Raw genomic sequence first — 26081 nt, forward strand, 5'->3', positions numbered from 1 at the left:
CCGTCGGCCCGGCGACGAGTCAAGAGCGTGGAGCGGAGAGCAGCTTTCCCGGTGCGCCGGCGAGTTCCGGCTGCCGCCGGAACTGCCCGGTGGCCGCGAGGACCCCGATCGCGACGGCGAGGACTATCCAGCCGGCGACCCCCAGCGGTCCGGCCAGGCCAAGGTCGGGCTTCGCAGCGGCGAAGAGGACGATGAGCCCGCCGGCGGCGTTGAGCGAACCGTGCGCGAGGACCGCCGGCCAGACCGACGCCGAGCGCAGTCGCAGCCAGCCGAGCAGGATGCCCCAGGCGACACAGCCGCCGATCATCAGGAGCACCCCGCTCAGGTCGGTGCGGCCGAAGTTGTAGCCGAGGAGGATGACCGGGCTGTGCCAGACGCCCCAGATCGCGCCGCTGAGAAGCAGCGTCGGCCACGTGCCGAGCGGACGGAGGGCGGGAACCAGCCATCCCCGCCAGCCGAGCTCCTCGCCGAACGCGGGGATCGCGTTGAGGAGCGCCGCCAGCGGGATCATCGCGATCTGTGCGAACACGACCACCTCGACCGGTGGCATCGGCGCGCCCGCAGGAAGAGCCTTCTGCAGCTCCGCGGCGAAGGCGGCGAACGTGAGATCGAGCCGGACGAAGCCGAGGGCGGCGGACACGAGGATGCTCAGCCCGACCAGCAGCGGCGGCACCAGCCAGGCGGCGACCATCAGCCAGACGATGCGCTTCGCCGGACGCAGCGGCCACAGGCCCAGGAACCGCGCGCGCTCCCCGCGCGCCGGGGTGCGCAGCGCGAAGGTGACGACGAGCGCCGCGATGGCAGGCGTCAGCATCATCACCGGCAGCAGTGCGGCGGCCAGGGGCTCCGCCAGGCCGTCGCCGAGCCACAGCGGCAGCGCCACCAGCCAGGCGAGACCGCAGGCGAGCACCGTGAAGACGATGACGGCGCCCCAGGGCACCCGTCGCGTCTCGAGCAGCGTGGAGTCGTTCATGAGGTCGCCTTTCCCTGGTCGGTCCGGGTCGCGCCGCGCAGACGTGCACGGTCGACGTAGGCCTGGAGCAGCGCCGCGGCCTCCTCGGCGCCGTCGATCGTCACGAGGAACGGTCGTCGGCCGAGACGCGCGACCTCGATCGCGGGTCCGCGGCGGATCACGATGCCGGTCCGCCCGTCCAGGGCGATGCGCCACCCCCACCCGCCGAACTCCCCGAACGGCGAGACATCGACCGCGCGCGCGGACTCGACCTCGTCGAGCGGGATCTCGATGCGGGGCCAGCCGATCAGCGCCCTGGCGGCGAATCCCTCGGGCGTCACGCGCACACGGAACGCGGTGGTGGCCACCATCGCGAAGGCGACGACGAGCACGACGACCGCGACGACCCACCCGCCCTGCACGCCCGTGCCGAGCATGAAGGCGGCGAGCGCGGCGAGCGAGAGCAGGAGCAGCAGGAGGACGGCGACCGCGGCGCGCGGCATCGAGGTCGTGGCCAGCCAGACGACGCGCTCCCCCTCGGCGATGCGCACGATCTGACGCGATTCGAGCGTGGGACCCGACTCGGGGCCGACCCGGGGCTGCACCGCCCAGGCGACGGCACCGACGGCCGCGAGCGCGGCGAACGATCCGAGCATCACCAGGCCGATGCCCGGCACGTCGGCCTCGGGCGCGAGATCGCGCTGCATCGCGAGCGAGCCGAGGCTCATGGCGGTGGCGAAGGCGGCGAGGCCCGCGGCGAGTGCGCCCATGAGCCGTGCGGCGCCGCCCCAGTGCGCACCCACCGCGGCGAACGTCGTGATCGCCATGAGCACGGGAAGCACCAGACCGACCCCGAGCAGGATCCAGAGATAGGTGGATGCCGGGGCGAACCCGTCGGTGCCGCTGACACCCCAGTGGACGGCGACCTGGTCAGGCATCGACGGCAGCCAGGCGACGATCACCGCGACGCCGATGGCCGAGATCACGACGGGCACGCCGACCGCGACGAGGAAGAAGGTGAGACGCGCTCTGCGCAGCGGCGCCGGCGGTATGCGGGTCAGGTCGTGTGCGGTCATGGCGAGACCTCCTCGGGGTTCCTGGGGGCGTTCTTCTCGGATCGTGGATCGCGATGCGCGTGCACGATGCCGGCGAGCGTCTCGGCGGAGACGCCGAGGGCACCGGCCCGGCGCACGAGCGCGTCGATCTCCTGTGCGAGCTCTGCCAGCGGCGCCGCCGAGCCCGCGATCACCGCTCCCCTGCCGCGACGGAGGTCGACGAGTCCCTCGTCGCGCAGCCGCTGATAGGCGTGGAGAACGGTGTGCTGATTGATGTCGAGGGCTTCGGCGACGTCGCGCGCCGCGGGCAGCCGGTCTCCCGGCACGAGAGCACCGGCGAGGATGTCGGAGCGGACGGACGCCGCGACCTGGTCGTAGAGCGGTCGAGAGCTGTCGGTGTCCACTCGGATCAGCATCGGAGTCCTCTCTTTCAAATCGCTACTTATTCTAATTGAACTAGAACAACTGTGGCAACCCTCCAGTCGTCTTGGACGGTGTGGCGCGCATCCGGGACACTGACGCCATGCGCATCACTCCCCGCCGTCTCGCCATCGGCATGAGCCTCTGGATCCCCAATCTCTTCAGCGGCATCCGCATCCGCCGATTCAGCGAGGACTGGACCCACGCGACCGTCGAGCTCCACGTGAACGTCTTCACCCGCAACTACGTCAAGACGGCGTTCGGCGGCTCGATGTCGGCGATGACCGACCCCTACTTCTTCATGCTGGTGATGCATCAGCTCGGGCGCGATCACGTCGTGTGGGACACGCGCGGCGAGATCGAGTTCCTCAAGCCGGGGCGCGGCGTGCTCACCGCCGAGTTCGAGGTCTCGAAGGAGAAGGCCGACGAGATCCGCGAGCGAGCCCGCGGCGGAGCGAAGGTGCTCGAGTGGTTCGAGACCGTGATCACCGACCGTGACGGAGACATCGTCGCGAAGGTGCGCCGGGAGGTCTACATCCGCGAGAAGAAGCGGGTCACCGCCGCACGCGGCTGACTCGACCCCTGTCGTTCACCCGGGCGTGCGACGATGTCGTCATGCTCCTCGCCCGCCGACTGACGCTCGGAGACGCCGTCGCGATCGGCCTGGGCTCCATGATCGGAGCCGGCGTGTTCGCGGTGTGGGCTCCCGCGATGGGCGTGGCCGGCAGCGGCATCCTCATCGCTCTCGCGATCGCCGCCGTCGTGGCGTTCTGCAACGCCACCTCGTCGGCCCAGCTGGCCGCGGTGCATCCCGTCGCCGGAGGCACCTACGCCTACGCCCGTGCGGAGATCGGCCCCTGGTGGGGATTCATCGCCGGGTGGAGCTTCGTGATCGGCAAGATCGCGAGCTGCGCGGCGATGGCCATGACGTTCGCCGCGTACGCCGCCCCCGAGGGCTGGCAGACGCCGGTCGCCGTGGTCGCGGTGGCGGCCCTCGCCACGGTGAACTGCTTCGGAGTGACCCGCACCGCCCTGCTGACGCGGATCCTCGTGGCGTGCTCGCTGCTCGGTCTCGCCGTCACAGTCGCCGTCGGGTTCGGGTCCGCCGCCGCGGCATCGCCTCCTCCGCTCCCCGACGCCTCCGCGTACGGGGTGCTGCAGGGCGCCGGGCTGCTGTTCTTCGCGTTCGCCGGCTATGCGCGGATCGCGACCATGGGCGAGGAGGTCGTCGATCCCGCGCGCACGATCCCCCGCGCGATCGTGCTCGCCCTCGGCGGCGCGGTCGTCGTCTACGCCCTGGTGGGCCTCGCGGTCATCCTCGTGCTCGGGGGCGACGCCGCCTCGTCGACCGCCCCGCTGGCCGATCTCCTCGTCGTCGCCGGATGGCCCGCGCTCGCACCGCTCATCCGGGTGGCCGCCGCCGCGGCCTCCCTCGGCGCGCTGCTCGCCCTGCTCACGGGCATCGGACGCACGACCCTCGCGATGGCCCGCGAGAGCGACGTGCCGCGGTTCCTGGCGAAGGTCGACGAGCATCGTCAGGTGCCGCAGCGCGCAGAGATCGTGATCGCCGCGATCGTCATCGGCATCGTGCTCGTCGCGGATCTCCGCGACGCGATCGGCTTCTCCTCGTTCGGGGTGCTGCTGTACTACCTGATCGCCAATGCGGCGGCCTTCCGGCAGACCGGACCCGCGCGCCGCTATCCGCGCGTGCTGCAGGTCGTCGGGGCGCTCGGCTGCCTCGTGCTCGTGAACAGCCTGCCGGTCATCGCCTCACTCGTCGGAACGGCGGTCGTCGTCTGCGGCGTCGCGTACCGGGTGCTGCGCCTGCGCCTCGCCCGCCGCTGAGTCGACGGCGGACGCGGAGCGGTACGTCCGCGGAGCGATCCCGAGCACGGACTGGAAGTCCCGCGTCAGGTGCGCGTGATCGGCGTACCCGAGTTCGGCGGCGATCCTCGCGAGATCGGTCGCCGGCTCGTCGCGGACCAGCTGGGCCGCCTCCTGCAGACGCCGCCGACGGATCATCGCGGCGGGCGACAGACCCACGTGCCGGTGTGTCATCCGCTGCAGCGTGCGCACCGACACCGCCAGTCGCATGGCCGCCTCCTCGGGCGTGAGCGCGGCGTCCTCCCCCATCAGCGCGTCGGACAGGGCGTTCGCCTGACGTGCGGCCTCGCCGGGTCGGCCGATCCGCTCGCCGAGCCACCGCGAGAACGACGCGACCGCGCGCTCCCTGTGCCCCTCGCCCGACTCCATGGCCGCGGTCACGGCATCGAGCAGTCCCGGCGCGTCGACCCGTGTCTCGGTATCGATGAGCGCAGCCGGCTCCTCGACGAGAGCGGGCACCGCGGCGGGGCGCAGCAGAGCCCCCACGGCCCAGCCGCGTCCGCGCAGGTCGCGGTGCGACACGCGGGTCGTCGCGCCCGACAGCGAGACCCCCTCCGGCTCGACCACGAGGTTGAGCGCGGGATACGAGACGATCTCCTGCCGGGACGAGCGCCCCGGGGCGATGTCCCACTCGGGGATCCAGAACCACGCGACGAGGTCTGCCGCATCGGCCGGTGCCGGCAGCCGATGGAACTCCGGCAGGCGCGCCGGGTACAGGATGCCGCGGGTCGGATTCACCATGGGCCCAGCGTAGGGTCCGGCCCCGACACCGCGGAGGACCGAGGTTGGCGCAGATCTTCAAGCCGCCGGCATCCTGCCCCTCGTACCGTGAGGACATGACTGATGAGACCCCCACCACCGGCGCGAACGGCACCTACACGACAGACGGACGACCGAACAGCGCGACGTCGCTCACGCCCTTCCTCGCGATCCCGGGAGCGAAGCAGGCGATCGAGTTCTACCGGGACGTCTTCGGCGCGCGCGTCGTCGACGTGACCGAGTTCGACGGCGTCGTCGCCCACGCCGACCTCGACTTCGGGCTCGGGCTCCTCCAGCTCGGCGAGCCGAGCCCCGACTACCACCTCGTCCCCTCGCCCGAGGGCGACGACGACTGCTATTCGATGGGCCTGTACGTGCCCGACGTCGACGCGGTGGTCGAGAAGGCCGTCGCCGCGGGAGCGACCGTGCGCGAAGCTCCCGCGCCGTTCGTGTCGGGCGACCGTTTCGCCAGCATCCGCGATCCGTTCGGCGTGCGCTGGTCGGTGATGACCCGGGTCGAGGACATCTCCGACGAGGAGAGCAGCCGGCGCGTGGCCGAGTGGGCCGAGTCGTTCACCTCGGCGCCGACGGACGCCGCGAGCTGACGGCGACCTCGGCAGCGCGGCACACGGCAGGGAGCAGCGCCTCCGCCGTGCGCCGGTAGCCGAGGGCGCTCGGGTGGAAGCGGTCGAGGCTGAACATCGCCTCCGGCTCGTCGAAGAACATCGGCCCGACCGCGCGACGCAGGTCGACGGGTTCGGCGCCCGCGTGCCGCGCCGTCTCCGCCTGGATGTCGGCGAGGCGGCGCGACATGCTGGAGGCCAGGCGCCGGAGCGGCTGCGGCACCGGGCGCAGCGCGCCGAGGTCGGGACACGTGCCGACGACGATCTCGGCACCCGCCTCGCGCAGCCGTCGGATCGACTCGTGCAGGTGCTGGGCCGAGAGCGAAGGCGGAAGGCGATGCGTGACGTCGTTCCCGCCCACGACGATCACGGCGACGTGCGGACGGTAGTCGGCGGACAGCCCGTCGAGCTGCGCCGGAAGATCGGGGGACTCCGAGCCCACGACCGCCGCGGTGTGCAGGCGCACGGGACGGCGCATCCGTCGTGCCAGTCCCTTCGCGAGCCGCCCGCCGAGCGTCTCCTTGCGCCGTTCCGCGCCGAGCCCGGCCGCGATCGAGTCGCCGAGGATCAGCAGGTCGATCGGGTCGCCGTCGAGCGACCGGCGCCAGACGCGATCGGCATCCAGCGACTCCTCGCCCAGCGGCTTCCCGATCCGCTCCCTGGCGAGCGCCGCCTGCCGGGTGAGGACGAGACGGATGCCGACGAGGACGGCCGCGACCGCGAGGCCGGCGACAAGACCCCGGAGCACCAGGACGCGGATACGACTCACGCCACGATTCGACACGATGGTCGTGAACGCGGCATGAACTCCGCCCGACATCCGTGCCTTCTCCGGACAGTCGGGTCGGGTCAGCGGCTCAGGACAGGGGCTTGAGCTCCAGCTCGCCGCTGCCCGCCGACACCGTCGCGAACGCGGTGTAGCCGTCGGCGGCCGAACGCTCGAGCAGCGCCTTGAGGTTCTTGGTGCGACGCTCGAGACGAACCCGTGCACCGCCCGCGATGAGACGGGCCTTGTGCGCGACGAGCTCGCCGATGGGAACGTCGGCGTCGTGGATGAGCACGACGGCTTCCGCCGCGGCATCCGGTTCCGCCGTCACGAGGTCGACCAGGCGTTCGAACCCGAGCGAGAACCCGACGGCGGGAACCTGCTGGCCGAGGAAGCGGCCGATCATGCCGTCATAGCGTCCGCCGCCGCCGAGCGAATATCCGACCGAGGGGTGCGCGAGCTCGAAGATCGTGCCCGTGTAGTAGCCCATCCCCCGCACGAGGAACGGGTCGAAGACGAGCGGGATCTCTGACGCCTGGGTCCCTGAGCCCATCGAAGAGCCTGTCGAAGCACGCCCGGCAGCCACGGCGTCGCCGATGCCGACCAGGTGCGCGACGATCTCGTCCGGTGCACCCTCGGGCAGCGCCTTGCGGATCTGCCGCTCACCGTAGGGGTTGTACTCCATGGTCTGCGGACGCCGCAGGAACTCCTCGAACGCGTCGACGGGTTCCGTGCTGCTCCCCTGGCGGAGTGCTCGCTCGCGGAGCTCGGCCCCGACGCCCTCCGGACCGATCTTGTCGAGCTTGTCGATCGTGATCAGCACACCCGGCCGCTCGTCGGCCGTGAAGCCGAAGCTGTCGAGCATCCAGTCCAGCACCCGCCGGTCGTTGATCCGTACCGTGGCGCCCTCGAGTCCGAGTGCGTCGACGGCGTCGAGCGAGGCGACCATGAGCTCGGCCTCGGCGCGCGAGGAGTCATCGCCGATGATGTCGATGTCGCACTGCACGAACTGACGGTAGCGGCCCTTCTGCGGACGCTCGGCTCGCCAGACGGGTCCGATCTGGATCGAGCGGAACACCCCGGGAAGCTGTCCGCGGTTGCTCGCGTAGAACCGGGCGAGCGGCACGGTGAGGTCGTAGCGCAGCCCGAGATCGGACAGCTCGGCCGGATCCTCCGCCGCCGCGCGGATGGCTTCGACGTCGAGACCCCGCCGCAGGATGTTGAACGACAGCTTCTCGTTGTCGCCGCCGATGCCGGCGTGCAGGCGGTCGTAGTCCTCGACGACCGGCGTCTCGATCTCGTCGAATCCATGCGCGAGGTAGCGGTCGCGGATGACGGAGAGCACGCGCTCACGGCGCGCCTTGTCGGCGGGGAGGATGTCGCGCATGCCGCGCGGCGGGTTCACAGTAGCCACGGTCCCATCTTCCCAGGTCCGTCGCCGCGACCGCGCCCGGTCGGTCTCAGGCGCCCGCCTCGGCCGTGCGCACCTCGTCCTCGAGCGTCCGCAGCCGCTCGCGCAGGGCGCGCTCGGCATCCCATCCCTCGGCACGCGCGGTCGCCACCAGCGCGAGGAGCGCGTCTCCGAGCTCGGCCTCGGATGCCGGAGCGGCGGCCTCGGCCCGTGGCACGATCCCCGCCCCGGCGGCCCGCCCGACGAGCTTCTGCGCGAGCGCGAGCGCCGGCATCCCCCGGGGCACGCCGTCGAGCACGCTCGTCCTGGTGCGCTTCTCCGCGGCCTTCGCCGCATTCCAGTGCACGAGCACCTCTTCCGGCGTCGTGGCCACCTCACCGGCGAAGACGTGCGGATGCCGGCGCACCATCTTCTCGGTCAGCGTCTCCGCCACGTCGTCGATGTCGAAGGGGTCGTCCGGATCCTGCGCGGCGATCGCCGCGTGGAACAGCACCTGCCAGAGCAGGTCGCCGAGTTCCTCGCGCAGATCGGCGCGAGTGCCGCTCTCGACCGCGTCGATGACCTCGTGCGACTCCTCGATCAGGTACGGGACCAGGTCGCGGTGGGTGATGCGCTGCGACCACACGCAGCGCTCGCGCACCTGGCGCATGGTCTCGGCCGCGGCGCGTAGCGGGTCGTCCACGTTCGCGCGGGGTTCGGGGCCAGTGCTCACGCTTCCTCCTTCGATGCCTTCGGATGCGCTCCGGCCGGTGTCGCTCACGACGACGCGGCCGCGACCCGACGGTACCAGCGCGCCCGCAGCGACACGATGATGCCCGAGAGCACGAGGGCGATCAGCGAGCCGACGAGCACGCCGAGGATCGCCTGGTCGCGGATGCCGCCGTCGTCGGCGAATGCCAGGTTGGCGAGCAGCAGCGAGACCGTGAAGCCGATGCCGCCCAGAGCGCCCGCCGCCAGGATGTCCCCGAACGGCAGGGCCGGCGGCGCGCCCTTCGGCCGGATACGCATCGCGATCCATCCGAACAGCGCGATGCCGAGGATCTTGCCCACAGGGAGCGCGACGACGATGGCCCAGAAAGCCGGCGACAGCTGCGCGGGCGAGAGGGCGGGAATCACCACGAAGGCCGCGACGAACGCGAACACCGGCAGGATCACACCGTTCACGGTCGGCTCGAGCGCGTGCCGTGTGCGTCCGGCGGGCACGGGCGACATGACCAGTCCGAGCATCACGCCGGCGATCGTGGCGTGGATGCCGGAGGACGCGACCAGCCCCCAGGTCACGACCCCGACGATGACCATGGCCACCGCGATCAGCACATGTCCGTGTTCGTGGAGCAGGCGGCTGAGCACCCAGAACGCCGCGACGCCGACGACCGCGAGCCCGAGCAGCAGCCACTGCACGTCGTGTGCGAACAGGACCGCGATGAAGATGATGCCGATGATGTCGTCGAGGATCGCGAGCGCGAGCAGGAAGACGCGCACGCTCGACGGCAGGCCGCGACCGAACATCGCCAGGACGCCGAGGGCGAAGGCGATGTCGGTGGCGGTCGGGATGGGCCACCCCGTCGCCGTGTCGCCGCTGCCGGCGATCAGCAGGTACACCGCGATCGGCACGAGCACGCCGCCGGCGGCGGCGATCGCGGGCTGCACCGCCTTGCGCGGGGAATCCAGCTCGCCGTGGGTCAGCTCATGCCGCAGCTCGATCGCCACGACGAGGAAGAAGACGGCGAGCAGCCCGTCGGACACCCAGTGCGCGACCGACAGGTCGAGCCCCGTACCGGGCACGGCGATGTGGAAGTCGAGGACGGCGGCGAGCGCATCGTGTGACGGGAGGTTCGCCAGAAGAAGGCCGAGCCCGGCCGCGACGAGCAGGAGGACGGCGGGGAACTGCTGGCCGCGGAGAGGGTTCGCTGAGATGCGCATCCCCTCCATCGTAGGTCGCGGGGTGAGAGCGTCCTCGGGCGTCATGCGTTCAAGACACCCCGACCGACGGGGATACTCTCGAAGGGTGACCCCCGCACAGAGCTTTCCCGAGCCCACGAACACCGAGGCCATCCGCGTGATCGGCCGCTTCGAAGCCGGCCAGGGCATCCCGGATGCCATGCGCTCCGACGTCAGGATGCTGGGCGGCCTGCTCGGTCAGGTGCTGCGCGAAGCCGGCGGCGACGACCTCTTCGAAGACGTCGAGCGTCTGCGCCTCGCGACGATCGAGGCGTACGAGGAGGAGAACTCCGACGCCTTCGAGCGGGCAGCGGCGATCGCCGAGTCCTTCACCGTCGCACGCGCCGATGAGGTCGCCCGCGCCTTCACCTGCTACTTCCACCTGGTGAACCTCGCCGAGGAGCATCAGCGCGTGCGGGTGCTGCGCGAGCGCGCCGGCCAGCCCGGCTCGTCGACGGGCTCAGGCGCCCAGTCCGCCGACACCGTCGCCACCGCCTACGCGCGTCTGCGGAGCGAGGTCGGCGACGACGAGGCACGCCGCCGCCTGGACGGGCTGCGCTTCCACCCCGTCTTCACGGCGCACCCGACCGAGGCCCGCCGCCGCGCCGTGTCGTCCAGCATCCGCCGCCTCTCCGAGCTGCTCACGCAGCACGACGCGGCGAGCGAGGGCGGCGCCGAGCAGCACCGCGCCCGTCGCCGGATGCTGGAGGAGATCGACACGCTCTGGCGCACCGCGCCGCTGCGTTCGCAGAAGCCGTCGCCGACCGACGAGGTGCGCACGGTCATGGGCGTGTTCGACGAGACCCTCTTCACGACCGTGCCTCACGTGTACCGCCGCATCGACGACGCGCTGCGCGGCGAGGAGTCCGGCTCCAGCGCACCCGTCGTCCCGGCCTTCGTCCGCATCGGATCCTGGGTCGGCGGCGACCGCGACGGGAACCCGTTCGTGACGGCATCCGTCACCCGCGAGGCATCGCAGATCGCCGCGGACCACGTGCTCCGCGGACTGGAGCGCGCCCTCGATCGCATCGGCCGCACTCTCACGCTCGCCGCGGACGACACGCCGCCGAGCGCCGCCGTCACGGCGCTCTGGGAGGCCTTCGCCGCCGCCGAGCCCGACGTCGCCGCCGAACTGGCCGCGCGCTCCCCCGAGGAGCCGCACCGCCGGGTGCTGCTCGTGCTCGCGCGCCGGGTCGCGGCGACCCGTCGCGGAGACGGCGAGCACGGCTACGCCCGTCCCGAGGAGCTGCTCGCCGACCTGCGCGCGGTGCAGAACTCTCTCGCGGACGCCGGTGCCAGGCGCCACGCGTTCGGCGGGGTGCAGCACCTGATCTGGCAGGTCGAGACCTACGGCTTCCACCTCACCGAGCTCGAGGTCCGGCAGCACTCGCAGGTGCACGCGAAGGCGCTGGCCGAGCTCGAGGCGGGCGAGGCGATCAGCGCGCAGACCGAGGAGGTCCTCGAGCTCTTCCGCGTGATCGCCGAGATCCAGCGTGACCGGGGCGTCCGGGCTGCCGGCCGCTACGTGGTGTCTTTCACGCAGGCCGCATCCGATCTCGCGAACGTGCACCGCCTCGCCCGACATGCGCTCGGCGATGATGTGCCGGTGCTCGACGTCGTGCCGTTGTTCGAGACTTTCGCCGACCTGCAGGCCGCGCCGGAGATCCTCGCCGAGGCGGTGACCTTCCCGGAGTTCCGCGCGCGCATGGCCGAGACCGGCAACCGCCTCGAGGTCATGCTCGGCTACTCGGACTCGTCGAAGGACGTCGGCCCGGTCGCCGCGAACCTCGCCCTCTACGAGGCGCAGGAGAAGATCGCCCGGTGGGCGCAGGAGTCGGGCATCGAGCTCACCCTCTTCCATGGTCGTGGCGGCGCGCTCGGCCGCGGCGGCGGACCCGCGAACTCCGCGATCCTCGCGCAGCCGCCGCACTCCGTCGACGGCCGGTTCAAGCTCACGGAGCAGGGCGAGGTCATCTTCGCGCGCTACGGCGAGCCCGCGATCGCCATGCGGCACATCGACCAGGTCGCCGCGGCGACCCTGCTCGCCTCCTCCCCCTCGGAGGAGAAGCGCACGAGCAGCGCGGCGGCCCGCTACGCCGAGGTCGCGTCGATCATGGATGCGACCTCGCGCGAGCGGTTCTTCTCGCTCGTCAAGGCCGAGGGCTTCGCTCCCTGGTTCGCGACCGTCACGCCGCTGGAGGAGATCGGCCTGCTGGCCCTGGGCTCGCGGCCCGCACGGCGCGGCCTCTCCGTCGAATCGCTCGAAGACCTCCGGGCGATCCCGTGGGTCTTCGCGTGGACGCAGGCGCGCATCAACCTCGCCGGATGGTTCGGCCTGGGCACGGCGCTGGAGGCCGTGGGAGACGTGGAGCTGCTCACCGAGGCATACCGGGACTGGCCGCTGCTGCGCACCATGATCGACAACGTCGCGATGAGCCTGGCGAAGACCGACGAGCGGATCGCCCGTCAGTACCTCGCACTCGGGGACCGCGACGACCTCGCCGCCCTCGTGCTCGACGAGCTCGCGCTCACCCGCGAGTGGGTGATCCGCCTCACCGGCGGCGAAGGCCTCCTCGAGAACAAGCCCGTGCTGCAGCGGGCCGTCCAGCTGCGGAGCCCCTACGTCGACGCGCTCTCGCTGCTGCAGCTCCGTGCGCTCCGGGCGCTCCGCTCGGCCGCCGAGCATGCGGAGAGCTCGGGAGCGGATGCCGAGCAGCAGCGACTGCTCCTGCTCTCGGTCAGCGGCGTCGCGGCGGGCCTGCAGAACACCGGGTGATTCTCGGCCGAGGCGGCGTGAGAGTTCTCACATCCGGGGCACCGCTAGAGTGAAATATCGGTCGGATCCGGCCCTTCCCCCTCACGCGACACGATCGCCTGCGCCCTCATCCCCCACCAGAAAGCCACCTCGCGTGACCGCTACGTCTTCCGTCGACTTCCACCCGCTCTCCCCCGCCGTGCAGCCCGTCTTCGACACGGTGCTGTCGCGGAGCCCGCACGAGCCCGAGTTCCACCAGGCCGTGCACGAGGTGCTGAACTCGATCTCGCCGGTGCTGGAGCAGCATCCGGAATACGTCGACGGCGGCATCCTGGAGCGTCTGGTCGAGCCGGAGCGTCAGATCCTGTTCCGCGTGCCGTGGGTCGACGACGCCGGCCGGCTGCAGGTCAACCGCGGCTACCGCATCCAGTTCTCCTCGGTGCTCGGCCCGTACAAGGGCGGCCTGCGCTTCCACCCCTCGGTGAACCTCTCGATCATCAAGTTCCTCGGCTTCGAGCAGATCTTCAAGAACGCGCTCACGGGTCAGGGCATCGGCGGCGGCAAGGGCGGATCGGACTTCGACCCGCACGGCAGGTCGGATGCCGAGGTCATGCGGTTCTGCCAGTCGTTCATGAACGAGCTCTACCGTCACCTGGGCGAGCACACCGACGTCCCGGCCGGCGACATCGGCGTGGGCGGCCGCGAGATCGGCTACCTGTTCGGCCAGTACCGCAAGGTCACCAACCGCCACGAGTCCGGCATGTTCACCGGCAAGGGCACCGGCTGGGGCGGCGCCGAGGTGCGCACCGAGGCCACGGGCTACGGCGCCGTGTTCTTCGCCCAGGAGATGCTCGCCGTGCACGACGACTCCCTCGCGGGCAAGCGCGTCGGGATCTCGGGTTCCGGCAACGTCGCGATCTACGCGATCCAGAAGGCGACCCAGCTCGGCGCGACCCCGGTGACGGCATCCGACTCCTCCGGCTACGTCGTCGACGACGCCGGCATCGACGTCGATCTGCTCCGTCAGCTCAAGGAGGTGGAGCGCGCCCGCATCGTCGAGTACGCGAACCGCCGTCCGAGTGCGCGCTTCGTCGAGGGCGGCAGTGTCTGGCAGGTGCCGGTCGACATCGCGGTCCCGTCGGCCACGCAGAACGAGGTGAGCCTGGCGGACGCCGAGGCGCTGATCGCGAACGGCGTGCGCGCGGTCTCCGAGGGCGCGAACATGCCCTGCGAGCCGGCGGCGGTCGACGCGTTCCAGAACGCCGGGGTGCTTTTCGCGCCCGGCAAGGCCGCGAACGCCGGCGGTGTCGCGACCTCGGCGCTGGAGATGAGCCAGAACGCCTCGCGCCAGCGCTGGACCTTCCACGACAGCGAGAACAAGCTCCGCGAGATCATGGGCGACATCCACCGCGCGGCCTTCGACGCGGCCGAGCGTCACGGCCGGCCGGGCGACTACGTGGCGGGCGCCAACATCGCCGGCTTCGAGCGCGTCGCCGCCGCGATGCTGGCGCAGGGCGTCATCTGATCACCGGCACACCGCGAGCGGATGCCGTCAGCCGCCGAGCTGCCGATCGTCGGCGTGCCGCGCGAGCGAACGGCCGTAGCGCTCGGTGAGCTGCACCATCAGGTCGGGAGTGTCGCGATCGACGCCGAACACGTGGCCGGGGAAGTCGAGCTCCGGCTGCGCGGCGGTGATCTCGGCCTCCCGGTCGGGTGACAGCAGCTGCACCGGATCTCCGACGGCGACCCAGCCGATCGGCACCACGGTGCCGGCCGGAAGCACGGCCCTGCGATGCACGATGGCGTTCACGCGCACCTCGCAGCGGTCGCCGACCAGGGCTCCGTTGAAGATGCGCGCGCCGGAGGCGAAGAACACCTCCTCGCCGACGGTCGCACCGGCGATGCTCGCGAGCGTGCCCACGAGCGTGTGCGCCCCGATGTGCACGGCGTTCGCCGCCGTCGCGCGGATGAGAGCGTTCTCCATCACGATGACGTTCTCGCCGAGCGTGATGGGTCCGCCCTCCGCGGTGATCACGGCACCGTGCAGCACCTGGCAGTCCGGGCCGATCTCCACGTCGCCGGAGATCACGGCGGTGGGAGCGATGACGGCGGTGTCATGGATCCGGGGCCGAGCCCCGAGGTGCTCGTACAACATGCCGCCAGACTAGTCCCGCGGATGTCGCCGTTGACAGTGCCTCACTGTCGACCTACTCTCCCGGCATGGCGATCACGAGTCTCTTCCCGATCCTGCGCACGACTGATCTCCCGCGACTCCGCGGCTTCTACGAGCAGGCGTTCGGCGGCGAGGTCACGTATCGGTACGACCAGGACGGAGTCGACGTCTACGTGGCGCTCGCTGTCGGGGGTGGTCAGATCGGCATCGGATTCGAGACGGACGTCCTCCGGGGAGAGGCGATCGCGATCTGGCTCTACTCCGACGGAGTCGACGCGACGTATCGTGCGGCGATCGATGCAGGAGCGCTGTCCGTCGCTCCGCCGGAGGATCTCCCCTGGGGCGAGCGGGTCGCGCAGGTGCGCGACCCCGACGGCAACCTGCTGCACCTCGCGACGGCGGCGGCCGAGAGCTGAACATCCGGCTCACTCGGCGAACGATCTGTCCGGTCGCGGTGAACGACGCTCTCGCGAAGCCCCACCGCCCAAGACGACGAGCGTGACGGCGAGGGCGGCCGCGGAGACGAGGACCGCGGCCGCTGCCGGGAACGGGATGCTCTCGACACCCCAGCCACCGGCGAGCACGGCGGCGGAGGAGGCACCGACCGCGATCCCTCCGTTGAAGAGGACGGGGATGAGGGCACCGGCGAAATCACGACGCTCCGGGCCGGCGATGCGCAGGATCAGCGTCTGGGCGAGGGGCGGGAACGCACCCGACCCGACACCCCAGAGCACGACGACAAGCAGGGACCCCGAAGGTTCCGCCAGCGCGGTTCCTGCCACGGCGGCCGCCGTCGTGAGCAGCGCGATGAGCAGCGCACGGATCGTGCCGGTCTCGACCCGCGCGGCGATGCCCACTCCCACGGCCGAGGCGATGCCGAACACGATGAGGAGGCCGCCGACTCCGCCGGGGAGCAGAGATGCCGCCGGCTCCGCGAGGCGCGTGATGAAGGTGTAGGCGCCGTAATGACCGATCAGCGCCACGGCGATGAGCGCCGTCACGATCCCGAGCCGGCGACCGGCCGCGCGTGAGGACCTCTCGCCACCCGCCGCTGCGGACGGCTGCCGCACCACGAGAGGAACGGAGACCGCGACGATGATCGCGATTACGGCCAGGGCCGCCGCGAGGACGAGGAAGGCCACTCGCCAGTCCGTGGCATCGGCGAGGACACGCGCGAGCGGAGTGCCGATCACCATCCCGAGTGTCCCTCCCCCGAGCACGAGGCTGATCGCCCGACCCAGCATCCGATCGTCGACGAGGTCGGCGACATAGGCGTTCACTGTCGCCCAGAGCAGGCCAACCGCGGCAGCTCCCAGCATCCGCACGGCGACGACGAAGACGAAGTCCGATGCGACCGCAGTCAATCCGGACGAGACGACCAGCGACGCCAGTGCGACGACGATCACCGGTCGCGCCGGCCACCGACGCGCCCACCGGCTGAGCGGGAAGCTGGTCACGACCACGACTCCTGCCCAGACGGCGACCAGTGAGCCGATCTGGGCCTCAGAGGCTCCCAACCCGACGCTCATCGGCACGAGGAGGGCGGTCGGGAGCATCTCGGCGGTGACCATCAGCATTGTCGCCGCCGCGAGGACGAGGACCGGAGTCCACGGGAATCCGGGCTTGTCATCAGAGATTCTGTGAGTCATGCTGAGAACGTAAACCCTGACATCAATGTCAATGTCAAGGTTTCGGAGGAGAAGTCATGAAGATCGGCGAACTCGCGCGGAGAGCGGATGTCGCGCCGCGACTCATCCGCTACTACGAGCAGCAGGGGCTGCTGACGGCCGAGCGGTCGGAGAACGGCTATCGGCACTACTCCGAGACCGACGCCGAGCGCCTCGAGCGCGCCGCCGGCCTGGTGCGCGCCGGGATCCCCACGCGGCTCGTCAAGGTGCTCCTCGATGCTGAGGACGCGGCAGATCGGATGGATGCCTCCTGCCCCCGCGAGGTGGCTTCGCTGTTGTCCACCGAGCTGACCGGGCTGGACGAGCGGATCGCCTGTCTCACGCGGAGCCGCGACACGATCCGCCGGTTCCTCGCGCGCACGACCGATGACATCGCCGAGCGCGAGGCGGCCGGCTGAGACCGCCCGGCTACTCCACCTTGACGGGCTCGGGGAAGATCGCCGTGAACAGCTGGCCGACCCACTCGAGCAGCTGCGCATCGGGCAGCGGCTCGAGACCCACGCCCACCGCGGCGGGCACGGTCGGCATCGGCACGACCAGCGCCTCTCCCCCGGCGACGAGCTTCGCCTTGGGGTAGAGCCGCTGCAGCCGCACCTTGATCGAGTCCTCCAGGCGCGCCGGCGCGATGCGCAGGTTCGACCCCATCACCACGACATCCGTCAGCCCTGCCCGTGCGGCACGGCGGCGCAGACGCGAGATCGCGAGCAGCCCCTCGACCTCTTCGGGCGGGGTGCCGTAACGGTCGACGAGCTCCTCGATGACCTGGTCGATCGCTTCGTCCTTCGCCGTGGCTGCCGATGCCGCCGAGAGCTTCTGGTACGCCTCGAGACGCAGCCTCTCGCTGTCGATGTAGTACTCCGGGATGCGGGCGTCGAGCGGCAGCTCCAGCCGCAGCTCCTGCCCGCTCTCGACCTCGTCACCGCGGAACGTGGCCACGGCCTCGCCGATCATGCGCAGGTACAGGTCGAATCCGACACCGGCGATGTGCCCGGCCTGCTCGGCGCCGAGCATGTTGCCCGCGCCGCGCAGCTCCAGGTCCTTCAGCGCCACCTGCATGCCTGAGCCGAGATCGTTGTTCACCGCGATCGTCTGCAGGCGGTCGGCGGCGGTCTCGCTCAGCGGCTTCATCTCGTCGTAGAGGAAGTAGGCGTAGGCGCGCTCGCGTCCACGGCCGACGCGGCCACGCAGCTGGTGCAGCTGACTCAGGCCGTACTTGTCGGCGCGATCGATGATGATCGTGTTCGCGTTCGAGATGTCGAGCCCGGTCTCGATGATGGTGGTCGACACCAGTACGTCGAACTTCCGCTCCCAGAAGTCGTCGACGACCTGTTCCAGCTGGTGCTCCCCCATCTGTCCGTGGGCGACGGCGATCCGGGCCTCCGGCACGAGCTCGGCGAGCTGCGCGGCGACCCGCTGGATCGACTGGACGCGGTTGTGCACGAAGAACACCTGGCCCTCGCGCAGGATCTCGCGGCGGATCGCCGCCGCCATCTGCTTGTCGCTGCGGGGGCCGACGAACGACAGGATCGGATGCCGATCCTCGGGCGGTGTCGCCAGCGTCGACATCTCGCGGATGCCGGTCACCGCCATCTCGAGCGTGCGCGGAATCGGCGTCGCACTCATCGCGAGGATGTCGACGTTCGTCTTGAGCTTCTTCAGCGTGTCCTTGTGCTCGACGCCGAAGCGCTGCTCCTCATCGATGATCATCAGGCCGAGGTCCTTGAACAGAACGCCCTCGGTGAGGATGCGGTGCGTGCCGATGACCATGTCGACCGAGCCCTCGAGGAGCCCCTGCAGCGTGAGCCGGACCTCCTTGTCGGTCTGGAACCGCGACAGCGCCCGCACCTTGACGGGGAAGCCGGCGAATCGCTCGGTGAACGTCTCCATGTGCTGCTTGACCAGCAGGGTCGTCGGCACGAGCATCGCGACCTGCTTGCCGTCCTGGATCGCCTTGAACGCCGCACGCACGGCGACCTCGGTCTTGCCGAAGCCGACGTCTCCGGAGAGCAGGCGGTCCATCGGGATGGGCCGTTCCATGTCGGCCTTGATCTCGTCGATCGTCTGCAGCTGGTCGGGCGTCTCGGCGAAGGGGAACGCCTCCTCGAGCTCACGCTGCCACGGGGTGTCCGGGCCGAACGCGTGGCCCTTGGCGCTCATCCGCGCGGAGTACAGCTTGACGAGCTCGACCGCGATGTCGCGCACGGCCTTGCGGGCCTTGCCCTTGGCCTGCGACCAGTCGCTGCCGCCCATCTTCGACAGGGTCGGAGCCTCGCCGCCGACGTACTTCGACAGCAGGTCGAGCTGGTCGGTGGGAACGTACAGCTTGTCGCCGGGGTAGCCGCGCTTGGACGGCGCGTACTCCAGGACGAGATAGTCGCGGACCGACTTGGTGGCGTTGCGACCGCCGGTCGACACCTCGCGCTTGGTCATCTCGACGAAGCGGCCGATGCCGTGCGTGGCGTGCACCACGTGGTCGCCGGGCTTGAGCTGCAGCGGGTCGACGACGTTCTTGCGGCGGGAGGCGAGTTTCTTGACGACGCGCTGGTCGCCGCCGATCGTGCGGCCGTAGAACTCGTTGTCGGTCAGGACGGCGAGCTTCGCCTCGGAGATCTGGAAGCCGGCTTCGACCGATCCCGTGACGAGCGTCGCGATCCCCGCCTCCGGAGCCTCGGTGAGCGACTCGACGACGCGTGCCGCGATGCCCCGATCGGCGAGCACGTCGCGCGCGCGATCGACGAGCCCGGAGCCCGCGGAGATCACGACGACCCGCCATCCGTCCGAGACCTTCGCCTCGACGAACGAGATCGCACCGTCGACGTTGCCGTGGAACGACGGGATGACGGCGGCATCGAGGTTCGTCGCCTCGGCGTCGCCTTCGCCGAGGCCCGCACCGAACGGGCTCAGCCGCCACCAGACGCCGCCGCGATCGCGGACGACCTCGCGCAGCTGGGCGATCGTGCGGAAGTCGCCGGCCCCGAGGTCGATCGGCGCCGATGCGCCCGAGGTGGCCGCGCTCCACGCGGCGTCGAGGAACTCGCGGTTCGTCTCGCCGAGCGTGATGGCACGCGCCGTCGAGCGCTCGGGGTCGACCACGGCGGTCGCGCTGCCCTCCGGCAGATACTCGGCCAGCGACTTGAGCGGACCGGACACGGCGGGGAGCAGCGATTCCATGCCCTCGACCGGGATGCCCTCGGCCATCTTCTCGAGCATCCCCGAGATCGCCGGGAATCCGCCGATCAGGGCTCGTGCCCGCTCGCGGACATCGGGCGTCAGCAGCAGCTCGCGGCTCGGGGGCAGATCGACACCCGGGATGTCGCCCGGCAGCGAGCGCTGATCGGCGACCGAGAACGCGCGGATCTGATCGATCTCGTCGCCGAAGAACTCGACGCGGTACGGATGCTCCGACGTGGGAGGGAAGACGTCGAGGATGCCGCCGCGCACGGCGAACTCGCCGCGACGCGAGACCATGTCGACGCGCGAGTAGGCACGCTCCACGAGCTGCTCGGCGACGTGGTCGAGCTCGTTGCCGCGGCTGCCGGTCGCGAGTTCGAGCGGCGCGATCTCGCCGAGGTTGCCGGCGATCGGCTGGAGCGCCGCACGCACCGAGGCGACGACGACGAGGGGATGCTCGCCCGACCACTCGGCGATCCGGCGCAGCGTCTGCAGCCGCTGTCCGACCGTGTCGGGGCTCGGGCTCAGCCGCTCGTGCGGGAGCGTCTCCCATGCGGGGAAGGTGAGGATCTCGGCCGTCGGGAGGTAGGCCTCGAGCGCGTGTGCGAGGCTCTCGGCGCGGCGGCCGGTCGGCGCGACGGCGAGCAGCGCGGAGGGGTGCCCCGCGGCGCCGCGCTTCTCGAGCAGCCCCGCGAGCGCGGGAGCGTCGAGCCCGTCGACCAGGCCGAGGTCGGCGTCGGTGTGCGCCCAGCTGAGGGCGTCACGGTACAGAGACGCCTCTTCCAAGGCGCGCAGAATCCCCGGAACAGTCACCGGACAAGACTAGTCGCGCCCACCGACATGGCGGCTCGCCTCCTCGTAGGCTGTCGGGATGGAAACGGTCACCCTCACCACCGAACGACTCGTGCTGCGCGCTCCGACCGAGGCCGACATCGACGCGATCGAGGCGGCGTGCCAGGATCCGGAGATCCCGCGGTGGACGACGGTGCCGAGCCCCTACACGCGCGAGAACGCCGTGGACTTCGTGCGGCTCGTGGCCGGGTGGTGGGCCGAGGACAAGGAGACGGTGTGGGCGATCTTCGTCGACGATCGCCTCTCCGGCATGATCGGGCTGCACGACATCGAGCAGCACCACACCGGTGGTCACGCCGAGATCGGCTTCTGGATGACGGGAGACGCCCGAGGCCGGGGATACCTCGCCGAAGCGGCGCGCGCCGTGATCGACTGGGGCTTCTCGGAACTCGGACTCGTGCGACTCACGTGGCGTGCTGTCGCCGGCAACATCCCGTCCGCGCGCTCCGCCAGGGCACTCGGCTTCCGCTACGAGGGTCTGCAGCGCCAGGCGCTCACGAGTCCGCGCGGTCGCGACGACGGCTGGTTCGCCGGTCTCCTCCCGACCGATGACCGCACTCCGGTCGAGTGGCCGGTGCTCTGAGGCGAACGGTCCTCGGGTGACAGTGTCGGATGCCGGTGGCAGGATGACACCATGCCCGAGATGCCGGAGGTCCAGGGACTCACCGCGTTCCTCGGCGGGCGCGCGGCGGGGCGCACGATCACCCGCGCGACCGTCGCTGCGATCGCCGCGCTCAAGACCTACGACCCGCCGATCTCCGCGCTCCAGGGCGCCGAGATCACGGCATCCGCTCGTCTGGGCAAGTTCGTCGTGCTGTCGTGCGGCGATGACCTGCACCTCGTGTTCCATCTCGCCAAGGCCGGCTGGCTGCGCTGGTACGACGCCCTCCCCGCGACGCTGATCAAGCCGGGCAAGTCGCCGATCGCGCTGCGCATCGCGTTCGACGACGGCAGCGGGTTCGACCTGACCGAAGCGGGGACGAAGAAGTCCCTCGCGGTGTACGTCGTGCGTGATGTGCAGGATGTCCCCGGCATCGCGAGGCTCGGACCCGACCCCCTCGCTCCCTGCTTCACGCGCGACGCGTTCGCCGCTCTGCTCACGGACCGCCGCATGCAGATCAAGGGCCTCCTGCGCGATCAGGCGGTCATCGCCGGCATCGGGAACGCCTATTCCGATGAGATCCTGCACGCCGCGAAGATGTCGCCGTACGCCATCGCCGGCAAGCTCGACGACGCCGAGGTCGATCGGCTCTTCGCCGCGATGCAGGAGACGCTGACCGACGCCGTCGCCGAGGCATCCGGCAAGCCTCCCGCCGATCTCAAGGATGCGAAGCGTCGGGGCATGCAGGTGCACGCGCGGCGCGGCGAGACGTGTCCGGTCTGCGGCGACACGGTGCGCAGCGTGTTCTTCGCCGACCGCTCGCTCGAGTACTGCCCGACCTGTCAGACGGGCGGCAAGGTGCTCGCCGATCGTCGTCTCTCGCGGCTTCTGAAGTGACCGGTGCGCTCTGCGCGATGACGCGGAATGAAATGTGTCCGGACGCGTTGAGTACACTCAGAGCATTGAACGTGCTCCGGGGTCGGTGAGAATCCGAACCGGCGGTGACAGTCCGCGAGCGTCTCGGCCGAGCCGAGATGCCGATCCGGTGGAATTCCGGGACCGACGGTGATGCGAGGGAGACCTCGCTAGTCCGGAAGGGAGGCAGCACGAGGCGCAGCTGCGCGCGCCTTCTGTCTGCCGCTCTCTCCGATCAGGAGAAGCTCCGGAGCCTCACAGGAGGACGACGGATGGCAGTGAACGGGACAGAGCGCGAGGCGATGAGCCGTGCGCTCGAGCTCGCCGCCCGCGGGCCGCGCGGCGTGAATCCGCAGGTCGGTGCCGTCATCCTCTCCCCCGGCGGCGAGGTCCTCGCGGAGGGCTGGCACCACGGCGCCGGCACACCGCACGCCGAGGTCGACGCGCTGTCGAAGCTCGCTCCCGGCGCGGCGCGCGGTGCGACCGCGGTCGTGACGCTCGAGCCCTGCAACCACACCGGACGCACCGGTCCGTGCGCCGTGGCCCTGATCGACGCGGGCGTGTCGCGCGTCGTGTACGCGCTGGACGACCCCGGCATCGCCTCGGGCGGCGGAGCGGAGCGTCTGCGCGCCGCCGGTGTGAGCGTCGAGTCCGGCGAGCAGGCGGATGCCGCGCACGCGCTGATCGACGGATGGCTCACCGCTCAGCGTCTGGGTCGACCGCACATCACGGTGAAGTGGGCGCAGAGTCTCGACGGGCGTGCGGCCGCGGCCGACGGCTCGAGCCAGTGGATCACGGGTCCCGCGGCCAGGGCCGACGTGCACCTCCGTCGCGCGCAGGCCGACGCCATCGCCGTCGGCACCGGCACCGTGCTCGCAGACGACCCGGCGCTCACCGCGCGGGACGGCGACGCGCTGCACCCGAACCAGCCGATCCCCGTGGTCATCGGAACGCGTCCGACGCCGTCGGATGCCGCGGTGCACCGGCATCCGCACGCGCCCCTCTTCTACGACACCCATGACCTGCAGAGCATCGCGGCCGATCTGCACGCTCGCGGGATCCAGAGCGTGTTCGTCGAGGGCGGGCCGACACTTGCCAGCGCCTTCCTCCGCGCCGGTCTGGCCGACCGCGTGCTCGCGTACATCGCTCCCGTCCTGCTCGGCGGCGACCGCCTCGCCCTCACCGACATCGGCGTGGCGTCGATCGATGAGGCCCGCCGCCTCACCGTGACGGAATGGGTCCCTCTCGGGCCCGACCTGCTCGCGATCGCGCGCCCCGCCGAAGACCCTCACTCTCAGAACGAAGGAACCGACTGATGTTCACCGGAATCATCGAGGAGATCGGCGAGATCACCGCGATCGCGCCCTCAGGCGACGGCTGGCGTCTGACCGTGCGAGCGCCCAGGGCCGCCGCGGATGCCGTGCACGGCGAGTCCATCGCCGTGTCGGGTGTGTGCCTCACGGTCGTCGGATCCACGGACGACACGTTCGACACCGATGTGATGAAGCAGACCCTCGACGTCGCCGCGATCGGCGGGGCGGTCGTCGGCACGCGGGTCAACATCGAGAAGGCCATGCCGGTCGGTGCCCGCCTCGGCGGCCACATCGTGCAGGGCCACGTCGACGGGGTCGGCGAGGTGCTCGAGGTGCGCCCCGGCGCCCAGTGGAGCGTGCTGCGCATCAGCCTGCCGGCCGATCTCGCGCCGCTCGTCGTCGACAAGGGATCGATCTCGGTCGACGGCACCTCGCTCACGGTGAGCGCGGTGAGCGACCCTTCGACAAGCTCAGGGACCCAGGGCGGTCACTGGTTCGAGGTCTCGCTCATCCCCGAGACGCTCGCCGCGACCACTCTCGGCGCCCGCGCCGTCGGAGACCGCGTCAACCTCGAGACCGACATCCTCGCCCGCCACGTCGAGCGGCTGCTCGCGTTCAGGCCGACCACCTCCGCCGCACCGGAAGGAGGCTCGCGATGAGCCTTTCCACCATCCCCGAGGCCCTCGAAGCGCTGCGCGCCGGGCGTCCCGTCCTCGTCGCGGACGACGAGAACCGTGAGAACGAGGGCGACGTCATCCTGTCGGCCGAGCTCGCCACCCCCGAGTGGGTCGCCTGGACCGTGCGCTGGTCGTCCGGCTTCATCTGCGCCCCCATGCCCGCCGACCTCGCCGACAGCCTGAACCTGCCGCCGATGGTCGCCGCGAGCGAGGACGCCCGCTCCACCGCCTACACCGTGAGCGTGGATGCCGCGGAGGGCGTCACCACGGGCATCAGCGCACACGACCGCGCCCACACGCTGAACGTGCTGGCGAATCCGGCGTCGACCGCGACGAGCATCATCCGCCCGGGGCACGTGCTGCCGCTGCGCGCCGTCGATGGCGGCGTGCGGGAACGCAGCGGTCACACGGAGGCCGCCGTCGAGCTGATGAAGCTCGCAGGTCTCCAGCCGGTCGGCGGCATCGCCGAGGTCGTCGCCGAGGACGGCAGCATGATGCGCCTGCCCGGCCTGATGGAACTCGGCGCCCGCGACGGCGTTCCGGTGATCACGATCGAGCAGCTCATCGCGCATCTCAACGAGATCGATCCGGAGGGCTCCACGCCGAAGGCGGTCCGCGGTCGCCGTGTGAGCCTGCGCGCGGACGCGACGGTGCCGACCACGCACGGCACGTTCCGCTTCCTCGCGTACAAGGACCGCGTGACCGGCACCGACCACATCGCGGTCGTCTCCGGTGAGCTCACCGAGACCGCCCTCGTGCGCGTGCACTCGGAGTGCCTGACCGGCGAGGCCTTCGGCTCGCTCAAGTGCGAGTGCGGCCCGCAGCTCGACGCGGCGCTCGACGCGATCGAGAAGGAGGGCGGCGTCGTCGTCTACATGCGCGGCCACGAAGGACGAGGGATCGGGCTCATCAACAAGCTGCGGGCGTACAGCCTGCAGGAGGAGGGCCTCGACACCGTGGACGCCAACCTCGCGCTCGGCCTGCCTGCCGACGCCCGCGAATACGCAGCGGCCGCCGGCATCCTGCACGACCTCGGAGTCTCGCGCGTGCGCCTGCTGACGAACAACACCGACAAGGTGACGCAGCTGCGCGAGCTCGGACTCGACATCATCGAGCAGGTGCCGCTGATCGTCGGCGTCGGCCCGAACAACCACCAGTACCTGGAGACCAAGCGTGACCGCATGGGTCACATCATCGGCGCGGACGAGCTCGCAGAGGCTCTCGCCCACGGAGAGGACCACGAATGAGCGGCGCAGGAGCACCGAAGACCGAGAAGATCGACGGCCGCGGGCTGAACGTCGTCATCATCGCCGGAACCTGGCATGAGGCGATCTCCGACGGTCTGATCGCCGGAGCCGAGCGCGTGCTGGACGAGGCCGGCGCCACCTACCGCGTCGCGCGCGTGCCCGGTTCCTTCGAGCTGGCGATCGCCGCACAGGCCGCTTTCGCGGGCGGAGCGGATGCCGTGGTCGCGCTCGGGGTCATCATCCGCGGCGGCACCCCGCACTTCGAGTACGTGTCCGCGGCCACGACCGACGGTCTCACGCGGGTCTCTCTCGATGCGGGCAAGCCCGTCGGGTTCGGCGTGCTGACCCTCGACGACGAGCAGCAGGGTCTGGACCGCGCAGGGCTCGCGGGCTCCAAGGAGGACAAGGGCGCCGAGGCCGCGGATGCCGCGCTGCGCACCGCCCTCCTGACGCGCGAGCTTCGTGGCTGAGGTCAGCCTCTCCTTGCTGGCGGAATATCGGCCGGGATCGCTACGGTGAGCGCATGGAGACCCTGCGCCTGATCGTCGTGCTCGTCCATCTCATCGGCTTCGCCGTGCTCTTCGGCTCGTGGGCCGCTCAGGCGTTCGGCGGGGAGCGCAAGATCACCAGGATGATGGACTACGGACTGGCGATCGCCGGTCTCGCCGGTCTCGCTCTGGCGGCTCCCTGGGGCATCGACCACGACCTGAACTACGTCAAGATCGGCACGAAGCTCGTCATCCTGCTGGTCATCGGCGCGATGCTGGGCATCGGGATGGCGCGCCAGAAGCGCGGGGACGCGGTGCCGTCGGCGGTGTTCTGGCTCATCGGCATCCTCACGGTGACGAACGCCGCTCTCGCCCTGCTCTGGCGCTGAT

General features: G+C 70.9%; 25 protein-coding genes. 14 read left to right on the plus strand and 11 right to left on the minus strand.

Going from position 1 to position 26081, the window contains the following annotated elements:
* Positions 1-19 precede the first annotated feature (19 nt).
* From MRBLWH11_RS18520 to MRBLWH11_RS18530, 3 genes are read right to left on the minus strand one after another with little or no spacing between them, the layout of a single operon-like run.
* Complete coding sequence (locus MRBLWH11_RS18520; RefSeq protein ID WP_341945882.1) at positions 20-973, minus strand: type II CAAX endopeptidase family protein; 954 nt, start codon at positions 971-973, stop codon at positions 20-22.
* Positions 970-2028, minus strand: coding sequence for a DUF1648 domain-containing protein (locus MRBLWH11_RS18525; protein WP_341945883.1), 1059 nt, complete (start codon positions 2026-2028; stop codon positions 970-972). Before MRBLWH11_RS18525 ends, MRBLWH11_RS18520 begins: the two co-directional genes overlap by 4 nt.
* The gene (locus MRBLWH11_RS18530; protein WP_116636916.1) at positions 2025-2423 is read right to left on the minus strand and encodes a GntR family transcriptional regulator; all 399 of its coding nucleotides are present in this window, start codon (positions 2421-2423) and stop codon (positions 2025-2027) included. The genes MRBLWH11_RS18525 and MRBLWH11_RS18530 overlap by 4 nt, the downstream gene beginning before the upstream one ends.
* 107 nt (positions 2424-2530) lie before the next feature.
* Between MRBLWH11_RS18530 and MRBLWH11_RS18535 the strand changes: the two genes are divergently transcribed.
* Together MRBLWH11_RS18535 and MRBLWH11_RS18540 are read left to right on the plus strand one after the other, a co-directional pair.
* Complete coding sequence (locus MRBLWH11_RS18535; protein ID WP_116636915.1) at positions 2531-3001, plus strand: DUF4442 domain-containing protein; 471 nt, start codon at positions 2531-2533, stop codon at positions 2999-3001.
* Between the two features lie 41 nt (positions 3002-3042).
* Positions 3043-4272, plus strand: a complete 1230-nt coding sequence (locus MRBLWH11_RS18540; protein WP_341945884.1) for an amino acid permease — start codon at positions 3043-3045, stop codon at positions 4270-4272.
* Here MRBLWH11_RS18540 and MRBLWH11_RS18545 read toward each other — a convergent pair.
* On the minus strand, positions 4198-5052 hold the full coding sequence (locus tag MRBLWH11_RS18545; RefSeq protein ID WP_341945885.1) for a helix-turn-helix domain-containing protein: 855 nt from the start codon (positions 5050-5052) through the stop codon (positions 4198-4200). The two genes, MRBLWH11_RS18540 and MRBLWH11_RS18545, sit on opposite strands and share 75 nt — an antisense overlap.
* A gap of 95 nt (positions 5053-5147) precedes the next feature.
* Between MRBLWH11_RS18545 and MRBLWH11_RS18550 the strand changes: the two genes are divergently transcribed.
* Positions 5148-5675 (plus strand): VOC family protein, encoded by a 528-nt coding sequence (locus MRBLWH11_RS18550; protein ID WP_341945887.1) that lies wholly within the window; start codon positions 5148-5150, stop codon positions 5673-5675.
* Here the strand turns inward: MRBLWH11_RS18550 and MRBLWH11_RS18555 are convergent.
* The 4 genes from MRBLWH11_RS18555 to nhaA all read right to left on the minus strand — a co-directional run bounded on the left by MRBLWH11_RS18555 (position 5644) and on the right by nhaA (position 9793).
* Positions 5644-6462, minus strand: a complete 819-nt coding sequence (locus MRBLWH11_RS18555; protein ID WP_341945888.1) for an SGNH/GDSL hydrolase family protein — start codon at positions 6460-6462, stop codon at positions 5644-5646. The genes MRBLWH11_RS18550 and MRBLWH11_RS18555 overlap by 32 nt on opposite strands.
* Before the next feature lie 88 nt (positions 6463-6550).
* Positions 6551-7846, minus strand: a complete 1296-nt coding sequence (locus MRBLWH11_RS18560; protein ID WP_341947859.1) for an ATP phosphoribosyltransferase regulatory subunit — start codon at positions 7844-7846, stop codon at positions 6551-6553.
* A 73-nt stretch (positions 7847-7919) separates the two neighbouring features.
* Positions 7920-8519, minus strand: coding sequence for a MazG family protein (locus MRBLWH11_RS18565; protein WP_341947861.1), 600 nt, complete (start codon positions 8517-8519; stop codon positions 7920-7922).
* Between the two features lie 107 nt (positions 8520-8626).
* Positions 8627-9793: a Na+/H+ antiporter NhaA gene (gene nhaA / locus MRBLWH11_RS18570; protein ID WP_341945889.1), complete on the minus strand. Its 1167-nt coding sequence runs from the start codon at positions 9791-9793 to the stop codon at positions 8627-8629.
* A gap of 85 nt (positions 9794-9878) precedes the next feature.
* Between nhaA and MRBLWH11_RS18575 the strand changes: the two genes are divergently transcribed.
* Entirely contained in the window at positions 9879-12587 is a 2709-nt protein-coding gene (locus MRBLWH11_RS18575) for a phosphoenolpyruvate carboxylase (RefSeq protein WP_341945890.1), read from the plus strand.
* Between the two features lie 133 nt (positions 12588-12720).
* Positions 12721-14091 carry an NADP-specific glutamate dehydrogenase gene (gdhA, locus tag MRBLWH11_RS18580; RefSeq protein ID WP_341945891.1) on the plus strand — a complete coding sequence of 457 codons (1371 nt, stop codon included), beginning with the start codon at positions 12721-12723 and terminating at the stop codon, positions 14089-14091.
* Between the two features lie 27 nt (positions 14092-14118).
* On the opposite strand, the gene MRBLWH11_RS18585 is transcribed toward gdhA, so the two are convergent.
* Complete coding sequence (locus tag MRBLWH11_RS18585; RefSeq protein WP_341945892.1) at positions 14119-14721, minus strand: gamma carbonic anhydrase family protein; 603 nt, start codon at positions 14719-14721, stop codon at positions 14119-14121.
* Positions 14722-14786: 65 nt separating this feature from the next.
* Here MRBLWH11_RS18585 and MRBLWH11_RS18590 point away from each other — a divergent pair, with 65 nt between their 5' ends.
* On the plus strand, positions 14787-15155 hold the full coding sequence (locus tag MRBLWH11_RS18590) for a glyoxalase superfamily protein (RefSeq protein ID WP_116636906.1): 369 nt from the start codon (positions 14787-14789) through the stop codon (positions 15153-15155).
* A gap of 9 nt (positions 15156-15164) precedes the next feature.
* Here MRBLWH11_RS18590 and MRBLWH11_RS18595 read toward each other — a convergent pair whose 3' ends face one another.
* Entirely contained in the window at positions 15165-16388 is a 1224-nt protein-coding gene (locus MRBLWH11_RS18595) for an MFS transporter (protein ID WP_341945893.1), read from the minus strand.
* Between the two features lie 56 nt (positions 16389-16444).
* Here MRBLWH11_RS18595 and MRBLWH11_RS18600 point away from each other — a divergent pair, with 56 nt between their 5' ends.
* Entirely contained in the window at positions 16445-16825 is a 381-nt protein-coding gene (locus MRBLWH11_RS18600) for a MerR family transcriptional regulator (RefSeq protein ID WP_116636904.1), read from the plus strand.
* A gap of 10 nt (positions 16826-16835) precedes the next feature.
* Here the strand turns inward: MRBLWH11_RS18600 and mfd are convergent, their stop codons facing one another.
* The gene (gene mfd / locus MRBLWH11_RS18605; RefSeq protein WP_341945894.1) at positions 16836-20411 is read right to left on the minus strand and encodes a transcription-repair coupling factor; all 3576 of its coding nucleotides are present in this window, start codon (positions 20409-20411) and stop codon (positions 16836-16838) included.
* A gap of 58 nt (positions 20412-20469) precedes the next feature.
* On the opposite strand from mfd, the gene MRBLWH11_RS18610 reads away from it, so the two are divergent.
* The 7 genes from MRBLWH11_RS18610 to MRBLWH11_RS18640 all read left to right on the plus strand — a co-directional run bounded on the left by MRBLWH11_RS18610 (position 20470) and on the right by MRBLWH11_RS18640 (position 26080).
* Positions 20470-21033, plus strand: coding sequence for a GNAT family N-acetyltransferase (locus MRBLWH11_RS18610; protein WP_341945895.1), 564 nt, complete (start codon positions 20470-20472; stop codon positions 21031-21033).
* 51 nt (positions 21034-21084) lie between these two features.
* Positions 21085-21948: a DNA-formamidopyrimidine glycosylase family protein gene (locus tag MRBLWH11_RS18615; protein ID WP_341945897.1), complete on the plus strand. Its 864-nt coding sequence runs from the start codon at positions 21085-21087 to the stop codon at positions 21946-21948.
* A 290-nt stretch (positions 21949-22238) separates the two neighbouring features.
* Positions 22239-23282, plus strand: coding sequence for a bifunctional diaminohydroxyphosphoribosylaminopyrimidine deaminase/5-amino-6-(5-phosphoribosylamino)uracil reductase RibD (ribD, locus tag MRBLWH11_RS18620; RefSeq protein WP_341945898.1), 1044 nt, complete (start codon positions 22239-22241; stop codon positions 23280-23282).
* Positions 23282-23938: a riboflavin synthase gene (locus tag MRBLWH11_RS18625; protein ID WP_341945899.1), complete on the plus strand. Its 657-nt coding sequence runs from the start codon at positions 23282-23284 to the stop codon at positions 23936-23938. The genes ribD and MRBLWH11_RS18625 overlap by 1 nt, the downstream gene beginning before the upstream one ends.
* Positions 23935-25203: a GTP cyclohydrolase II gene (gene ribA / locus MRBLWH11_RS18630; protein ID WP_116636898.1), complete on the plus strand. Its 1269-nt coding sequence runs from the start codon at positions 23935-23937 to the stop codon at positions 25201-25203. Before MRBLWH11_RS18625 ends, ribA begins: the two co-directional genes overlap by 4 nt.
* Positions 25200-25673: a 6,7-dimethyl-8-ribityllumazine synthase gene (gene ribH / locus MRBLWH11_RS18635; RefSeq protein ID WP_341945900.1), complete on the plus strand. Its 474-nt coding sequence runs from the start codon at positions 25200-25202 to the stop codon at positions 25671-25673. The genes ribA and ribH overlap by 4 nt, the downstream gene beginning before the upstream one ends.
* A gap of 53 nt (positions 25674-25726) precedes the next feature.
* On the plus strand, positions 25727-26080 hold the full coding sequence (locus MRBLWH11_RS18640; RefSeq protein WP_116636896.1) for a Fe-S protein: 354 nt from the start codon (positions 25727-25729) through the stop codon (positions 26078-26080).
* The last annotated feature ends 1 nt before the right edge of the window (position 26081 follow it).

Source organism: Microbacterium sp. LWH11-1.2, from assembly GCF_038397745.1.
In the GTDB taxonomy this organism is placed as follows: domain Bacteria; phylum Actinomycetota; class Actinomycetes; order Actinomycetales; family Microbacteriaceae; genus Microbacterium.

Excerpts from the sequence above, each read along its gene's own strand:
- MRBLWH11_RS18520 (WP_341945882.1), bottom strand. The coding sequence starts at position 973 with ATGAACGACTCCACGCTGCTCGAGACGCGACGGGTGCCCTGGGGCGCC.
- MRBLWH11_RS18525 (WP_341945883.1), bottom strand. The coding sequence starts at position 2,028 with ATGACCGCACACGACCTGACCCGCATACCGCCGGCGCCGCTGCGCAGA.
- MRBLWH11_RS18530 (WP_116636916.1), bottom strand. The coding sequence starts at position 2,423 with ATGCTGATCCGAGTGGACACCGACAGCTCTCGACCGCTCTACGACCAG.
- MRBLWH11_RS18535 (WP_116636915.1), top strand. The coding sequence starts at position 2,531 with ATGCGCATCACTCCCCGCCGTCTCGCCATCGGCATGAGCCTCTGGATC.
- MRBLWH11_RS18540 (WP_341945884.1), top strand. The coding sequence starts at position 3,043 with ATGCTCCTCGCCCGCCGACTGACGCTCGGAGACGCCGTCGCGATCGGC.
- MRBLWH11_RS18545 (WP_341945885.1), bottom strand. The coding sequence starts at position 5,052 with ATGGTGAATCCGACCCGCGGCATCCTGTACCCGGCGCGCCTGCCGGAG.
- MRBLWH11_RS18550 (WP_341945887.1), top strand. The coding sequence starts at position 5,148 with ATGACTGATGAGACCCCCACCACCGGCGCGAACGGCACCTACACGACA.
- MRBLWH11_RS18560 (WP_341947859.1), bottom strand. The coding sequence starts at position 7,846 with ATGCGCGACATCCTCCCCGCCGACAAGGCGCGCCGTGAGCGCGTGCTC.
- MRBLWH11_RS18565 (WP_341947861.1), bottom strand. The coding sequence starts at position 8,519 with ATGCGCCAGGTGCGCGAGCGCTGCGTGTGGTCGCAGCGCATCACCCAC.
- nhaA (WP_341945889.1), bottom strand. The coding sequence starts at position 9,793 with ATGCGCATCTCAGCGAACCCTCTCCGCGGCCAGCAGTTCCCCGCCGTC.
- MRBLWH11_RS18585 (WP_341945892.1), bottom strand. The coding sequence starts at position 14,721 with ATGTTGTACGAGCACCTCGGGGCTCGGCCCCGGATCCATGACACCGCC.
- MRBLWH11_RS18590 (WP_116636906.1), top strand. The coding sequence starts at position 14,787 with ATGGCGATCACGAGTCTCTTCCCGATCCTGCGCACGACTGATCTCCCG.
- MRBLWH11_RS18595 (WP_341945893.1), bottom strand. The coding sequence starts at position 16,388 with ATGACTCACAGAATCTCTGATGACAAGCCCGGATTCCCGTGGACTCCG.
- MRBLWH11_RS18600 (WP_116636904.1), top strand. The coding sequence starts at position 16,445 with ATGAAGATCGGCGAACTCGCGCGGAGAGCGGATGTCGCGCCGCGACTC.
- MRBLWH11_RS18610 (WP_341945895.1), top strand. The coding sequence starts at position 20,470 with ATGGAAACGGTCACCCTCACCACCGAACGACTCGTGCTGCGCGCTCCG.
- MRBLWH11_RS18615 (WP_341945897.1), top strand. The coding sequence starts at position 21,085 with ATGCCCGAGATGCCGGAGGTCCAGGGACTCACCGCGTTCCTCGGCGGG.
- ribD (WP_341945898.1), top strand. The coding sequence starts at position 22,239 with ATGGCAGTGAACGGGACAGAGCGCGAGGCGATGAGCCGTGCGCTCGAG.
- MRBLWH11_RS18625 (WP_341945899.1), top strand. The coding sequence starts at position 23,282 with ATGTTCACCGGAATCATCGAGGAGATCGGCGAGATCACCGCGATCGCG.
- ribA (WP_116636898.1), top strand. The coding sequence starts at position 23,935 with ATGAGCCTTTCCACCATCCCCGAGGCCCTCGAAGCGCTGCGCGCCGGG.
- ribH (WP_341945900.1), top strand. The coding sequence starts at position 25,200 with ATGAGCGGCGCAGGAGCACCGAAGACCGAGAAGATCGACGGCCGCGGG.
- MRBLWH11_RS18640 (WP_116636896.1), top strand. The coding sequence starts at position 25,727 with ATGGAGACCCTGCGCCTGATCGTCGTGCTCGTCCATCTCATCGGCTTC.